This is a genomic window from Corynebacterium sp. KPL2825 (assembly GCF_037908445.1).
Classification (GTDB): Bacteria; Actinomycetota; Actinomycetes; order Mycobacteriales; family Mycobacteriaceae; genus Corynebacterium; species Corynebacterium kefirresidentii.
The window spans coordinates 54,954-68,959 of sequence record NZ_JBBMGI010000004.1 but is presented as its reverse complement, the minus strand read 5'-3'; the positions used below and the strand labels follow the sequence as shown (position 1 = coordinate 68,959).

Genomic DNA, 14,006 nt, shown 5'->3' with positions numbered 1-14,006 from the left:
GAAAGGACACTAATCATGCACGCACTTACTAAGTATCCCCAGCTCATCCGCAATGACGAGGGGATGAGCACCATCGAATATGCCATGGGCTCTCTAGCAGCAGCGGCGCTTGCCGGGGTGCTCTACATGGTCATCAACGGCGGCGGCGTGGTGGATGCCATCGAAGGCATCATAACCGACGCCCTCTCTAATACCCCCAGCTAGCAGCTCTACGTAACCCCAGCCGGCGGGACCATTCCCGCCGGCAGAAAGGAGGAATAATGCACAAGGTATTTGATGACGATGGCTCCGTGACCATCGAGGCCGCCTTAGCTTTAAGCTCCCTAGTCTTGGTCGCGGCGGGAATCGTGGGTGCTATTGCCACGCTGGCATCCTATATCGCCGCTGTGGACATGGCGGGTGCGGCCGCGCGTGCGCATGCCATCGGCGTCGAATACCACCCCGCGCGCGAAGATGCCCAAGTCAGCGTGGAGGAAAGCGGTGGGCTGGTGAAGGCGTCGGTAAGCGTGGAAGCCCCCATCGGCACCATGCGCTCCGAGGCAGTCTTTCCCGCCGAGGTGGGCGGAAATGAGTAAGCCGCAACGCTGGGGCGAGGAAGGCTATGCCACCATCGCTGCGGCCGGCATCATTGTCGCCATCGTGAGCCTGCTGCTTATCGTGGCGGCGGTGGGCTCGCGCGTAGCCGCACGCCACGAGGCGCAAGTGGCCGCCGACCTCGCTGCGGTCGCTGGCGCCTGGGCACTTGCTACTGGCGAGGATGCCTGCACCGCCGCGGGCGATACCGCCGCCCTGAATGGCGCCACCCTAGAAACCTGCACCGAATCCGGTCGCGACGTCATCGTCACCGCGGCAGTGCGCGGCCGCTCTACCCAGGCCAAGGCCGGGCCGGTGTGAGCCAGCGGAAGGAGGCAGCGCGGCTAGCCCTGCGTCATGGTGACCAGCGCGCCGAGTAGCTTGATAGCACCATCTTTGCTGAGCGGATTATTTCCGTTGCCGCACTTCGGTGATTGCACGCACGACGGGCAACCGGATTCGCAAGGACACGAGCGCACCGCCTCGAAGGTGGCCTCTATCCATTCGGGGAAGCGGCGGAAGCCTTCTTCAGCAAAGCCGGCACCGCCCGGATGGCCGTCATAGACAAAAACGGTGGGCAGCTGGGTATCGGGGTGCAGTGCGGTGGATACGCCGCCGATATCCCAGCGGTCGCAGGTGGCGATAAGCGGCAGTAAGCCGATGGCGGCGTGCTCGGCCGCGTGTAGGGTGCCGGGCGTATCGGAGGCCGTCACGCCCATGGCGGAAAGTGCCAGCGGATCGATGGTATAGGCCACGGCTCGGGTAACCAGGCGCTGTTCGGGGAGATCGAGGGGGATGTCGTCACCAATGGTGCCATCGGCAAGCCGCACTTGGTAACCGGTGACGAGATCGGTGACCTCTACCTCCACGTCGGCTACCCACAGGCCCGGGGAATAATTGACCAGGTTATCGGCCTCGCGCAGGATGCGGATATCCGTGGTGGAGCGCGGGGTCGTCGAATAATCCGGGGCCTCGGGGCGGGCGAGCGCCAGGTAATCGCTGAGGATGAGTTCCTCGATGACAAAACTTTCGCCTTGGTGCAGGTACACCGCGCCGGGGTGCACCTGGCTGGTGGCGCGAGCGGCATCGATGGTGCCGAGCAGGCGGCCGTCGGAAGAATCCACGATCATCACTTCCTCGCCTGACCCGCCGCGCAAGGAAACGGCGGTATGCGCCGTCTCCGGGGAGAGTTCCTCCGGCGAGTGGGCAGGAATGGGTACGGCGAACCACCCGCGCTCGCGGTGGCGCAGCAGGCCAGACTCGGCCAGCTGATGGACCACGTCCTGGGCTCCCCAGGCAGCAATCGTGGCATCATCCAGTGGTTTTTCTACCGCAGCGCAGTAGACATGGCCGAAGAGGATATAGGGATTGGCCGGGTTGAATACGCTGGCCTCCACCGGCTTGCCCAGCAGCGCCTCGGGATGGTGGACCAGATAGGTATCCATCGGCTCATCGCGGGCGATGAGTACTACGAGCGAGCCCTGCCCGCGGCGGCCGGCGCGCCCGGCCTGCTGCCAAAAACTGGCGACGGTCCCCGGGAAGCCGGCCGTGACCACGGCATCGAGCCCACCGACGTCGATGCCCAGCTCGAGCGCGGAGGTGGTGGCGACGCCGAGCAAGGAGGCGTCGTCAAGCGCGCGCTCTAATGCACGGCGGTCCTCGGCCAGGTAACCCGCGCGGTAGGCGGCGATGCGCTGGGCAAAATCGGGCCGGCCCAAACTACCGGAGAGCACCTCGGCCGCACGCATGGCCACCACCTCGGCCGAGCGGCGCGAACGCACGAAGGTCATGGTGCGCGCACCCTCGGCGATGAAAGAGGCCATCATCTCGGCCGCTTCGGTGGTGGCGGCGCGGCGCACCGGCGCCCCGTGCTCACCCTCGGCGCCCTCGATGAAGCCTGGCTCCCACAGGGCTACGGTGCGCGCACCGGTGGGGGCGGTGTCCTCCGTAATTGCGCGGGCCGGCCGGCCGGTGAGGCGCTGTGCATGCCGGCCCGGGTCCTTCATGGTGGCCGAGGCATAGATAACCGTCGGCCGCGAGCCATAGTGCGCGCACAAGCGCAGCAGCCGCCGCAACACGAGCGCCACATTGGCGCCGAATACGCCCCGGTAGGAATGGCATTCATCGATGACGATGAATTCCAGGTGCCGCAGCAGCCGCGCCCACCGGGCATGCGCGGCCAGCAGGGACATATGCACCATATCCGGGTTGGAAAAAATGAACCGCGAATGATCGCGCACACCCGCGCGGGATTCCTGCGGCGTATCGCCGTCATAGGGCGCGGGCACCACACCCTTGAGCGCCGGAATCCCCCGGCACAGCTCCAGCACCGCCTGCAGCTGATCCGAACCCAGTGCCTTAGTGGGGGTGAGATACAGCGCGCAAGCGGTCGGCTCCTGCGCCAGCCGGCTCAAAATGGGCAGCTGGTAGCCCAGGGATTTTCCTGAAGAAGTGCCGGTAGCAATCACCGCATCCTCGCCTTTCCAGGCGGCCTGTGCGAGTTCAGCCTGGTGCCGATACAGCTTGCCGACGCCCCCTTCTACCAGCTTCTCCCGCAACTGCGGCAGTACCCACTCCGGCCACTGCGCATACTGGGTGCGCTGAGGGGGCAGGGTGGTGTGAAAGGTGAGAGTGGACTCATCGAGGCGGCGCTGGATGAATTCGAGGAGCTCTGTTCCCAGGGGATTATCTGTTTCCGGGTGAGACAATTTTTACCCCCTTGTGGGTTTGGTCTATCGCTTTGGCGTGGAACGTGTCACACTGATATAAGGCCAATGATGTCTTGGTGCGGTGTTTACACTTTAAGGTACTGCTAAAGGACGCATTTACCGAACCCCCTTGGTGCGGAATCGCTGCACCGATAAGCAAGAAAAGGACTGCACACCATGGCACAAGGAACCGTTAAGTGGTTTAACTCTGAAAAGGGCTACGGCTTTATCGAGCGCGCGGATGGCGCCGGCGATATCTTCGTCCACTACTCCGAGATTCAGGGCAGCGGCTTCCGCACCCTAGAGGAAAATCAGCAGGTCACCTTCGAGGTTGGCTCCGGCCCGAAGGGTGATCAGGCCCAGTCCGTGTCCGTCATCTAGGCGGCCTGTTCTCCCCGCTACGGCGTCTCCGCGTAGCCGCGGCGGGTATCCCACCACTCGGTGAACTTATTCTGCAGCTTCTGCAGGCCCACGCCGATGATGATGGCTGCGATGATGCTGACCACCACGGCGAGTACTGGCGAATTAGAAAAGGCCATGCCGCCGAGATAACCAATGGCCAGCGCCTCGCCAGCCCAGAGGGCGACGCCGATGGTGTCGAAGAAAACAAAGACGATCCACGGGAACCTCATGGACCCCAGCAGGATGGTCATAAACAAGCGGGCTGAAGGGATGAAGCGGGCGATAATAATGGCGGCCCCTCCGCCGCGGCGCATATTTCGCTTGACCCAGTTCAGCCCTTCGTAGGCCTTAGATCCCTTTGGCACGCGCTTAAGCAAGGGCATGAACCGCGTGCCTAGCAGGAAACAGAGATTATCGCCCATCATGGCGGCGATGAGCGCCACGAAAAACATGGTGGGCAGGTGGGGGAAGCCCTGCGAGCCGGACCAGGCGCCGGCCATATTGAGCGGGATTTCTGACGGCAGGACGGGGAAGAAGCAGTCACCAAAGATCAGCGCGGCGACCAGCGGGTAGATCCACTCTGTGGACATGACGGTTTCGATCCACATAGTGATTGTGTCGACCATGAATCCTCCCCGGGTGTCGGCTTAGGTGTGCTATCGTGCCCCACAATGCTTTCACAGTTACTGGGCATTCTAAGTAGGCCAGTATAGACCCGTTCCGTGGGGGTACATAGTGCCCCTGAAAACGGCCTTTTGGCAGAACCGCGTATATGGTGCGAGAAAGGAAACACAGATCAACTGTGTACGCTAGGGGCGATTGCTGAAAGCGTGCATACCTTATTGTTCGCATCATCGAAAGGGATGAAGTCGAAGTGGCAGAAGCAGCCGGGCCGGGAAAGACCTTGGTGATCGTCGAGTCGGCGACGAAGGCGAAGAAGATTCAGCCTTACCTCGGAGATAAGTACATCGTGGAGGCCTCCGTAGGCCACATCCGCGATCTTCCCCGCGGCGCTGCGGACGTACCGGCTAAGTATAAGAAGGAATCCTGGGCGCGCCTTGGCGTGAACCCAGAGGACGACTTCGCCCCGCTATATGTGGTGAGCCCCGATAAGAAGAAGAAAGTCGCGGACCTAAAATCCAAGCTGAAGCAGTGCGATCAGCTCTACCTCGCGACAGACCCCGACCGCGAGGGCGAGGCCATCGCCTGGCACCTGCTTGAGGTCTTAAAGCCCAAGGTTCCGGTGCGCCGCATGGTGTTCAACGAGATCACCAAATCGGCCATCCTGGAAGCTGCGGATAATACGCGCGATCTGGATTACAACCTTATCGACGCCCAGGAAACCCGCCGCATCCTGGACCGCCTCTACGGCTACGAGGTCTCCCCAGTGCTGTGGAAGAAGGTCATGCCGCGGCTTTCTGCAGGCCGCGTGCAGTCGGTGGCTACCCGCGTCATCGTCGAGCGCGAGCGCGAGCGCATGGCGTTCATCCCCGCGGATTATTGGGATCTAGCCGCCACGCTAGATACCGGCGCTGCGGATGCGGATAATCCCGCTACGTTCGACGCCCGCCTCACAGCCGTCAATAGCAAGCGCGTGGCCCTGGGCCGCGACTTTGATGACCACGGAAACGTGAAGAGCAAAGACGTCATCGTCATCACCGAGCCGCAGGCCAAGGCGCTAGAAACCGCACTGAGCGGCGCGGACATGCAGGTCGCTGGTGTCGAGCACAAGCCTTATACGCGCAAGCCTTATGCGCCGTTTATGACCTCTACGCTGCAGCAGGAGGCCGGCCGCCGCCTGCACTTTACCTCCGAGCGCACCATGCGCATTGCGCAGCGCCTGTACGAAAACGGCCACATTACTTATATGCGTACTGACTCCACTTCGCTGTCCAAGCAGGGCCTATCAGCTGCGCGCAACTCCGCCACCAGCATCTATGGCGCAGAGTACGTTTCTGATTCCCCGCGTGTTTATGACCGCAAGGTGAAAAACTCCCAGGAGGCTCACGAGGCGATTCGCCCAGCCGGCGAGTCCTTCGCCACCCCGGGCCAGCTCTCCGGTCAATTGGACGCGGAGGAGTTTAAGCTCTATGACCTGATTTGGAAGCGCACCGTCGCCTCCCAGATGGCCGATGTCAAGGGAACCTCCATGAAGGTCACCGTGGCCGGCACCGCCACCACGGATAATGGCAGCTATGACGTGGAATTCTCCGCCACCGGCCGCACCATTACCTTCCCGGGCTTCCTGAAGGCCTATGGCGCAGATGACGCCAAGGGTGACAAGAAGGGCGAGACCCACCTGCCACATTTGGAAGAGGGTCGCGCCCTGAACGCCAAGGAGGTCTCCGCCGAGGGCCACTCCACCAACCCGCCGGCGCGCTATACCGAGGCCAGCTTGGTCAAGAAAATGGAGGACTTGGGTATCGGCCGCCCGTCCACGTATGCGTCCATTATCAAGACCATCCAGGACCGCGGCTATGTGGTCTCGCGCGGCAATGCGCTGGTGCCATCGTGGGTTGCCTTTGCCGTCGTGGGACTGTTGGAGGAGAACTTCACCGAGCTGGTCGACTATGACTTCACCTCTTCTATGGAGGATGAGCTGGACCAGATTGCTACCGGTATCGAGGACGGCACCGCCTGGCTCAATGGCTTTTATTTCGGCAACGCCGAGGCCAACGAGCAAAAGGCGGCCTCCATTGCCCGCCACGGTGGCTTGAAATCGCTTATCGACGTCAACCTAGAAGCCATCGATGCCCGCAAGGTCAACTCCCTGCGCCTTTACACCGATACCGAGGGCCGCGATGTCTTCGTCCGTGTGGGCCGCTATGGCCCGTATATCGAGCGCGCCGTCGGCACCAATGACGACGGCAGCATCGAGTACCAGCGCGCTAACCTCTCTGAAACCGTCACTCCGGACGGCTTGAACGAGGAGCTGGCGGAAAAACTCTTTGCCACCCCACAGGGCGGCCGCGAACTGGGTGAAAACCCGGCAAATGGACGCATGATTGTGGCTAAGGAGGGCCGCTTCGGCCCGTATGTCACCGAGGTGGTCCGCGATGATGAGCGGGAAAAGGCCGAGGGTGAGGCTGAAGAGGTCGTCGCCAAGGAGCGTGCCGAGGAAGACAAGCAACGCGCCGAGGAAGGCAAGCGCGCTAAGAACTGGGAAACCAAAACTGCCGCGAAGCAGAAGGAAAAGCGCGTCAAGGAGTACATCGAGAACAAGCTGAAGCCGGGTACGGCCTCGCTATTTAGCTCGATGGAACCCTCTACGGTGACCCTCGAAGAAGCCCTCCAGCTGCTGTCCCTGCCACGCGAGGTGGGCGAGGACGACGGCGTGATGATCACCGCCCAAAATGGCCGCTACGGCCCGTACTTGAAGAAGGGGACCGATTCGCGCTCTTTGGCCAAGGAAGAGCAGATCTTCACCATCACCTTGGACGAGGCCCGCCGCATCTATGCCGAGCCGAAGCGTCGCGGCCGCGCCGCGGCTCAGCCGCCGATCAAGCAGCTAGGCGATAATGACGTCTCCGGCAAGCCCATGACCGTCAAGGATGGCCGCTTCGGCCCGTATGTCACCGACGGCACTACCAATGCCTCCCTGCGCCGCGGTGATGACCCGGAGCAGCTTACCGACGCCCGCGCGAACGAGCTCCTCTCCGAGCGCCGCGCCAAGGAAGCATCCGGCGAAACCAAGAAGAAGTCCACCAAGAAGTCCTCTAAGAAGACGACCAAGAAGAAGGCGACTAAGAAGGCCACCAAAAAGTCCACGAAGAAGGCCGGCAAGAAGGCAACCAAGAAACCATCGCCCGGCACGAAGAACGTGGTAAAGGCCGGCTCGCGCAAGAAATAACCGCGTAAGGTAGCGGGCATGAACGATTTCCTTGCCCGCACCCAGGAAGGCGCTGCGGCCCTGCGGCGCGCCGTATCCGATATCAGCGCACAGCCACGACTGCTCGCCTCGGTCCGCGAAGACCCCGCCGTTGGCGCCGGTATCCTAGCCGGGATTATTGCCCAAGTGGAAAAGGCCCGCACCCTGACCCGTCCTTCGGCGCTGGGCGTGGCGGCTGTAACGGCGAACCACGCCGCCTATGCCTGGAGCCTGTATCGCCGCGGCGCGCGCAACGATGCCTTAGGTTGGGGCCTGCGCGCGGCCGTATGGGGTGCGGGCGTTGCCGCTACCCGTAGCCAGCCGACGGCCGCCGCAGTGGCAGTGGGCGGCGCGGCCGTGCTTGCCACCTCGGCGCTGGCGGGCGACCCAGCGCTGCGCACCGATGCCGGTAAGGGCATCGGCCACGGCGCCAATCTGCTCGTCGCAGCCGAAGCGCTAACGGCCTTGCGTGCGGCGCTGAAGCAGCGCAAACACAAGGCGCGGCTAGTGCGCGCGGCCGAAGCCGGCGCCCTAGTTATCGGCCATCTGCTGCTGATTGACGGCCTTCACCGCACCCGGTAACTGCGGCTGCATCGTCGGACCATAGGAAAGGCGGCGGTGCACCGCCTCGAAGGGGCCGCGGCGGCCGCAGGCCTCCAGCACGCAGGCGAAGATGAGAGTGGCCAACCACACCGCGAAGGCCATCGCCGCTTGGCCGAAGGCGCCCAGCTCGTGACCGAAGTTCAGCATAAACGGGTGCACGAGGCAGAAAAAGAGGATGGACTGCCCCACATAGCCGCTCATGGAGCGCTTGCCCAGCGCCGCAAAGGGCCATAATACTGCGGGCAGCGGTGCGCCGGCCGAAAGTCGCTCCTGTACTGGCTGCAGCACCAACGCGAGTCCGGCCAGGATACCGGGGCCAGTGAAGACGCCGAGGAAAGAGTTGGCATTATTGGCCGCATTCGCCCAGCGCTGCTCGATGACCCCAAGCGTGCTCAGAGACCACAAGGTACCGATAACCACGGTAATGATCACCGCGACGGCCACCCAGCGCAGGAGGGTGGGGCGGTGAGAGGGGACGTCGGCAAGCACGCCTTGGCGCGCCCACACAAAGCCCACCAGCATGACGGGCAGGTACATCAATAAAATGATCGGCGTGGCCAAGGCCTGGCTGCCTAGGGTGACAAGCTGGCTGAGCAGCAAATCGGGGTAGGACTCGATGGTGCCGATGCCCTCCGTGGCCACCACGCCGAGGGGATCCAGCGCGCCGGAAATGAAGGCCACAATCCCGCCCAGCGCGCATAGTGCGAATAGAATATAGGCCACGCGCATGAGGGAGGAATCCCGCTTGCGCAGCAGGAATGCAATCACGATTCCGGCCACGCCATAGAAGAACATGATGTCGCCCCAAAACAGCAGCACCATGTGCGCCGCTCCCATCACTGCCAAGAAGGCATAGCGCTTGGCGATGACCCTGCGCGCCCCCTGCACCGGAAACCCGCGCCGCCACAGGCTCAGCGCGATGAGCCCCACGCCAAAGCCCAGCAGTGTAGAAAACATGGGCAGGCCGCGGTTGTGAACAAAGAAGGCGGCGAAGACGACGGCCGCCTTATCCCACACGCTGCCATCGATGATGCCGCCGAAATAACTTGCTGGCCGGTCGGTGGTGATGATCCACGCCGTGGTCATATTGGCCATGGCGATGCCTAGAAGGGCCATGCCGCGCGCCACATCGGGCACGATCATGCGGGGCCGGGGAGCTGAGCTCACTTAAAAACCTCTTTATACCTCGGAACGTTCTGCCAGGGTAGCGCGGATAGGGCGAGCCAGCTGGGTCATGCGGTGACGGCCGCGCAGCTCAATGGATTTCATCATAGTCCAGCGGGCCTGCTCGGCCTCGTTAGCGGTTTTGAGCGTGGCGGCGTTGGTCAATACTTGGCCCGGGGTGTCCTTGGCCAGCTCGGTCAGGCGCGCGGCCTCGTTGACGGCATCACCGATGACGGTATATTCAAAGCGATCGGCGCCGCCGATGTGCCCGGCGACAACGTGCCCCGCGGCCACGCCGATGCCGGCTTGCAACTCGAGTCCGCGCAATTCACTGCGCAGATCGCGGGCGGCCTGCAGAGCCATGGAGGTGGAATCATAAACGTTGAGGGGAGCGCCAAAAACTGCGAGGGCTGCATCGCCCTGGAATTTATTAATAATTCCTTTATTGCGGTGTACCACCTTGACGACGTGCTCGAAGAACTTATTGAGCTCCTCCACAACTTCTTCGGGGGAGTGGTTAACGGCAAACGTGGTGGAACCGATGACGTCAATAAAAAGCACCGCTACTTTGCGGTCCTCTCCGCCTAATTCTGGGCGCTCCTCCAGCGCACGTTGGGCCACCTCGCTGCCGACGTAGCGGCCGAAAATATCGCGCACGCGGTTGCGCTCCCGCAGGCCACGCATCATTTCATTAAAACCGGCCTGCAGCACGCCTAGCTCGGATCCGTCATAGATATCGACCTCGGCATTGGTCTCACCGCGGCGCACCCGATTGATAGCGTTTTGTAGCTCCACAATCGGGTCCACGACGCTCATCACCGCAAAACTGGTGCCGATAAAACCGGTAGCCAGGGCGGTAAGCGCCAGGGCGGTGATGGCGGGAACAAGAGCGCCGGCGGATCCCGGGAAAAGCCCGGTCAGCTGGGCAATCAATACCAGGAGGATGCCGATGAGCGGCACGCCGGAAGTCATCAGCCAGGTGGATATCAGGCGGTATTTGATGGGTGGCTCGAGCGTGGAATCCTCAAAGCGCCGTGCCACCGCCTGGGCGGCAACCGGGCGCACGAGGCGCTCTGCCTGCAGGTAGGTCAGGATGATAACCACCAAGCCAGCCAGGGTAGCGGATACGCCTACGACAAGCCCCAATCTGCCGGACTCCCGCGCGGAAATGACCACGGCCAAAATGATGCCGATGAGCCATACCGCGGCCGCTACTGCGGATTGGTAGACGGGGATGCGCAGCACGAGGTTGCGCACCATATTCGGATCGTGTTCGTCTGGGTTGCGCTGCCAGTCCAGCACCGGGCGGAAGAGCAGCAGGGTAACGGCAATTCCGATAATCACGGCGAAGATGAGGTACACCGCGGCGACACCCATCAAGCTCGGCAGCTCGGCGGCAAAGTCCTCGATTTCCGGCATGGGAAGGAAATAGAGAACGAATGTCATGATCGCGATGGCGCCGATGAGGTTCGCACCGAGGACTAAGGCAGCGTAGACCGGCCATTGGGTTCCCATGAGCCATCGTGCGCCGCGCAATAGTCTGTTCATGTCTTCATACTTTAGTAAGACCAGTAGGCTAGGGCGAGTGAATACCGGAAGCGTTGCGCAAAGATTGGCAGATACCCCAGGCGTGGCCCGCACCATCCTGGATGCCGCTCGGGCAGCTCGGGGGATGCCGGGGGCAGACCCGCGGGCAATGAGCCATTCCTGGCTATTTACCGGCCCGCCGGGCTCCGGCCGATCCCTGGCCGCCCTCGATTTTGCTGCCGCACTCATGTGCACGGACCCGGAAGAGCCGGGCTGCGGCCGGTGCGAGGCCTGCCAGGCGGTGCTGGATGCGAAGCAGCATACTGACTTGGTGCTGGTGGACCCGCAGGAAGTCATCATTCCGGTGGATACGGTGCGCGAGGTCATCGGCCGCGCCGCGAGCCTGCCCACGGTGGCGCCCTGGCGCGTAGTGATCTTCAACAATGCCGACCGCCTCAATAATAACGGTGCGAATGCCCTGCTCAAGACCGTGGAAGAACCGCCGGCGCGCACAGTGATCATCATGTGCGCTCCTTCCGACGCCCCCGAGGACTTCTCCCAGACCCTCCGCTCGCGCTGCCGCCACCTCTACATTCCTTCCCCGTCCGTAGAGAGCATTACCGCCCAGCTGGTCAGCGAGGGCGCCTCGGATCACGACGCCCACTTGGCCGCCCTCACCTCCCTCCGCCACGTCGGCAGGGCGCGACGCCTCGTCAACGACCCGGCGGTACAAAAGCGCCGCGCGGTGGCCATCAACCTGGCAGAAGAGGTCTTCCACGGCTCCCAAGGCTTCCAGGCGGTCACCTCGCTGCTGAAATTGGTCGATTCGGAAGCGAAGGAATCGCATAAGGAACAAGAAGAAGCCGAACTGGCGAAGCTGGAGCAGACCCTCGGCGTAGGTGCGAAGGGCAAAGGCGCGGCTAAAGCGCAGCGCGATGCCCGATCCGCCATTAAGGATCTGCAGGACCAACACAAGAAGCGAGCGAAACGCCGAGTTATCGACAACTTGGACTTAGTTCTTATCGATCTCTCCGGTGTGTACCGCGATGCGCTCATGCAGAAAGTTGGCGCGCAGGTGGACCTGACCCACCCGGACTTCGCCGGTCTTTCTGGCGAGCTAGCGCAACGCGTGAGTGAGGAAGGTCTGCTGGACTGCCAGGCCGCCATCACGTTGTGCCGCGAGCAGCTCACACAAAACGTCGGCACGCAGATTGCCTTCGACGGGTTGGTGGGCCGACTGCGTCGCGCGTGCCTATAAGCGGGTGCGTAGTCGGGGCCGATTTCTATTCCGCGGCGCCCCTAGGTTAAACTTTCTCTTGCTGCACTGGCATATGCCAAGCAGCGTGCCGCCTTAGCTCAGTCGGTAGAGCATTTCACTCGTAATGAAAAGGTCGCGAGTTCGATTCTCGCAGGCGGCTCCACAGTGGCCGCAGGTTATCTAGCCTGCGGCCTTTCGCCGTTGTGGGCACGGCAGTGGGTGCAGAGCGTTAAGCCTCGCCGTGGTTGTGCAGTAGGCGCGGGACCACCTTGCCGGTGGCGTTGCGCGGCAGCTGGGATAGGAAGTGCACATCGCGCGGCACGGAGTGATCGGCGAGCTTGGTGCGGACCCACTCGCGGATGGCGTCGGCCGTGAGGGCCTTTCCGGTGGCGTCGGCAGTAGGCACCGCCCACACGGCGATGCGCTGGAAGGTCTCGCTATCCTCCACGCCACCGGCATGGACCTCGTGGATGCCGGGCATGGCCTCGAGGACCTCGGTGATGGACTGCGGGTGGACGTTTTCGCCGCCGACAATGATCATGTCATCGGCGCGGCCGACCACGTGCAGGAAGTCGTGCTCATCGATGTAGCCCAAATCGCCGATGGAAATGAGCCCGTCCACCTTATTGAGCCGCAGGTTCGGGTTGGTATAGCCGGTCATCGCAGTGGAGTTGGTCAGGTAGATCTCTCCCACCTCGCCGCGCGGAACCGGGTGGCCCTCCTTATCGAGGATGCGCAGCTTCGTGCCCGAGGCCACGCGCCCGGCGATGGTGGGGTTGGCGGCCACCTGATCCATGGTGGCGGTCGTCGCGAGCGCGAGCTCAGTGGATCCGTATACGTTGCATAGGATGGCGCCGAAGCGCTCATTGGTCTCCTTGACCACCTCCGGAGTCAGCGCATTGCCGGCCGAGGCGATGAATTTCAGGCTCGAGGTATCGAACTCACCGGCTGGGTCCCGCTCCACTAGGCGCTTAAAGAAGATGGGGGAGGAAATCATGCCATCGAGGCGGTAGCGCTGGACATCGTCAAGCACCTGCTCCGCGTCGAATACGCGGCGGGTGACGATGGTATTGCGCAGTCCGAGTGCGATATTGATGCAGGCCCATCCCCAGGTGTGGAAGATGGAGGCGGTGATCTGCAGGCGCTGGTCGGCGCGCCATGGAATGGTATCCACGATGGAGGCCAGCACTACCGGCAGGGTCGGTTCCGGCCGCACAATGCCCTTCGGAATGCCGGTGGTGCCGGAGGACATGAGCACGATCGGGCCGTGCTTGGGGAAGCGCGGCAGCTCCACGGCCGGTGGATTCTTCACAATCTTGTCTAACTTCGGCAGCTCGCTAGCCCCGGTATCGTGCGCGATGATTACGGGGATATCGGTGTCCACGCGGTCGATGAATTCATCATCCACGACGAGCACATTGATGCCGTTTTCCTCAATGCAGCCGGCCAGCTGCTCCGGGGAGGAGCCTACGTTGAGCAGGTAAATAGAAGCGCCCACATAGCCCTTGGCGCCGAGCGGAATGATGATGCCGCGGCCGTTGCGCGCCATGACGCCGAGGCGAATCTCGGGCAGGTCCAGCGAGCGGAGGTAGCGGGCGAAGCCCTGCGTGTGGGTGCGCAGCTGGCGGTAGGTGAGGGTGCCGTCGTCGTCGATAAGCGCCAAGCGCTCCGGACAGGCAAGGTAGCCCTGCTCGATCTCGCGTGCGGTGGTAAAGCGGTAGCGGGCCAGGTTCGGCAGCAGGTTGAGCTGGGCCTTCGCGCCGCCTTGGTGGCTGATGAGTCCGGCGTTAAGAAGCGCCGGCACGAACCGGCCGAGGGCTGCAGCGTGGAATGTGAAATCAGAAAAATTCACGGTTGGGGTAGCTCCAAAAAGCGAAGATAACAAAAAGGTAACCATGGACGA

General features: G+C 62.6%; 12 protein-coding genes and 1 tRNA gene. 8 read left to right on the top strand and 5 right to left on the bottom strand.

Features of this window, described 5'->3' with window-relative positions:
* The first annotated feature begins 15 nt into the window (after positions 1–15).
* The 3 genes from WMQ00_RS04305 to WMQ00_RS04295 are packed head-to-tail and all read left to right on the top strand — an operon-like array spanning position 16 to position 894.
* Positions 16–204, top strand: coding sequence for a DUF4244 domain-containing protein (locus tag WMQ00_RS04305; RefSeq protein ID WP_023020425.1), 189 nt, complete (start codon positions 16–18; stop codon positions 202–204).
* A 56-nt stretch (positions 205–260) separates the two neighbouring features.
* Entirely contained in the window at positions 261–575 is a 315-nt protein-coding gene (locus WMQ00_RS04300) for a hypothetical protein (RefSeq protein WP_023020426.1), read from the top strand.
* Positions 568–894, top strand: coding sequence for an Rv3654c family TadE-like protein (locus tag WMQ00_RS04295; protein ID WP_023020427.1), 327 nt, complete (start codon positions 568–570; stop codon positions 892–894). Before WMQ00_RS04300 ends, WMQ00_RS04295 begins: the two co-directional genes overlap by 8 nt.
* Before the next feature lie 23 nt (positions 895–917).
* Here the strand turns inward: WMQ00_RS04295 and WMQ00_RS04290 are convergent, their stop codons facing one another.
* Complete coding sequence (locus tag WMQ00_RS04290; RefSeq protein WP_200288346.1) at positions 918–3,281, bottom strand: Zn-binding domain-containing protein; 2,364 nt, start codon at positions 3,279–3,281, stop codon at positions 918–920.
* Between the two features lie 177 nt (positions 3,282–3,458).
* Between WMQ00_RS04290 and WMQ00_RS04285 the strand changes: the two genes are divergently transcribed.
* Positions 3,459–3,662, top strand: a complete 204-nt coding sequence (locus WMQ00_RS04285; RefSeq protein WP_023020429.1) for a cold-shock protein — start codon at positions 3,459–3,461, stop codon at positions 3,660–3,662.
* 17 nt (positions 3,663–3,679) lie between these two features.
* Here the strand turns inward: WMQ00_RS04285 and WMQ00_RS04280 are convergent, their stop codons facing one another.
* Entirely contained in the window at positions 3,680–4,309 is a 630-nt protein-coding gene (locus WMQ00_RS04280; RefSeq protein ID WP_023020430.1) for a DedA family protein, read from the bottom strand.
* A 248-nt stretch (positions 4,310–4,557) separates the two neighbouring features.
* Between WMQ00_RS04280 and topA the strand changes: the two genes are divergently transcribed.
* Together topA and WMQ00_RS04270 are read left to right on the top strand one after the other, a co-directional pair.
* Positions 4,558–7,533: a type I DNA topoisomerase gene (topA, locus tag WMQ00_RS04275; protein ID WP_340440470.1), complete on the top strand. Its 2,976-nt coding sequence runs from the start codon at positions 4,558–4,560 to the stop codon at positions 7,531–7,533.
* 18 nt (positions 7,534–7,551) lie between these two features.
* Complete coding sequence (locus tag WMQ00_RS04270; protein ID WP_316360212.1) at positions 7,552–8,133, top strand: hypothetical protein; 582 nt, start codon at positions 7,552–7,554, stop codon at positions 8,131–8,133.
* Here WMQ00_RS04270 and WMQ00_RS04265 read toward each other — a convergent pair.
* Together WMQ00_RS04265 and WMQ00_RS04260 are read right to left on the bottom strand one after the other, a co-directional pair.
* A complete protein-coding gene (locus WMQ00_RS04265) occupies positions 8,083–9,321 on the bottom strand; it encodes a DUF418 domain-containing protein (protein ID WP_316360211.1) in 1,239 nt (412 codons plus the stop codon). The genes WMQ00_RS04270 and WMQ00_RS04265 overlap by 51 nt on opposite strands.
* Before the next feature lie 12 nt (positions 9,322–9,333).
* Entirely contained in the window at positions 9,334–10,866 is a 1,533-nt protein-coding gene (locus WMQ00_RS04260) for an adenylate/guanylate cyclase domain-containing protein (protein WP_340440695.1), read from the bottom strand.
* A 37-nt stretch (positions 10,867–10,903) separates the two neighbouring features.
* On the opposite strand from WMQ00_RS04260, the gene WMQ00_RS04255 reads away from it, so the two are divergent.
* Both WMQ00_RS04255 and WMQ00_RS04250 read left to right on the top strand, forming a co-directional pair.
* Positions 10,904–12,103: a DNA polymerase III subunit delta' gene (locus WMQ00_RS04255; protein WP_396130028.1), complete on the top strand. Its 1,200-nt coding sequence runs from the start codon at positions 10,904–10,906 to the stop codon at positions 12,101–12,103.
* An 87-nt stretch (positions 12,104–12,190) separates the two neighbouring features.
* Positions 12,191–12,266, top strand: a tRNA-Thr gene (locus tag WMQ00_RS04250).
* Positions 12,267–12,332: 66 nt separating this feature from the next.
* Here WMQ00_RS04250 and WMQ00_RS04245 read toward each other — a convergent pair.
* On the bottom strand, positions 12,333–14,000 hold the full coding sequence (locus WMQ00_RS04245; protein WP_396130027.1) for an AMP-binding protein: 1,668 nt from the start codon (positions 13,998–14,000) through the stop codon (positions 12,333–12,335).
* Between the last annotated feature and the right edge of the window lie 6 nt (positions 14,001–14,006).

What these genes read in the sequence shown, in the direction of transcription:
- WMQ00_RS04305 (WP_023020425.1), top strand. Translation starts at nt 16, where the DNA reads ATGCACGCACTTACTAAGTATCCCCAGCTCATCCGCAATGACGAGGGG.
- WMQ00_RS04300 (WP_023020426.1), top strand. Translation starts at nt 261, where the DNA reads ATGCACAAGGTATTTGATGACGATGGCTCCGTGACCATCGAGGCCGCC.
- WMQ00_RS04295 (WP_023020427.1), top strand. Translation starts at nt 568, where the DNA reads ATGAGTAAGCCGCAACGCTGGGGCGAGGAAGGCTATGCCACCATCGCT.
- WMQ00_RS04285 (WP_023020429.1), top strand. Translation starts at nt 3,459, where the DNA reads ATGGCACAAGGAACCGTTAAGTGGTTTAACTCTGAAAAGGGCTACGGC.
- WMQ00_RS04280 (WP_023020430.1), bottom strand. Translation starts at nt 4,309, where the DNA reads ATGGTCGACACAATCACTATGTGGATCGAAACCGTCATGTCCACAGAG.
- WMQ00_RS04270 (WP_316360212.1), top strand. Translation starts at nt 7,552, where the DNA reads ATGAACGATTTCCTTGCCCGCACCCAGGAAGGCGCTGCGGCCCTGCGG.
- WMQ00_RS04260 (WP_340440695.1), bottom strand. Translation starts at nt 10,866, where the DNA reads ATGAACAGACTATTGCGCGGCGCACGATGGCTCATGGGAACCCAATGG.
- WMQ00_RS04245 (WP_396130027.1), bottom strand. Translation starts at nt 14,000, where the DNA reads ATGGTTACCTTTTTGTTATCTTCGCTTTTTGGAGCTACCCCAACCGTG.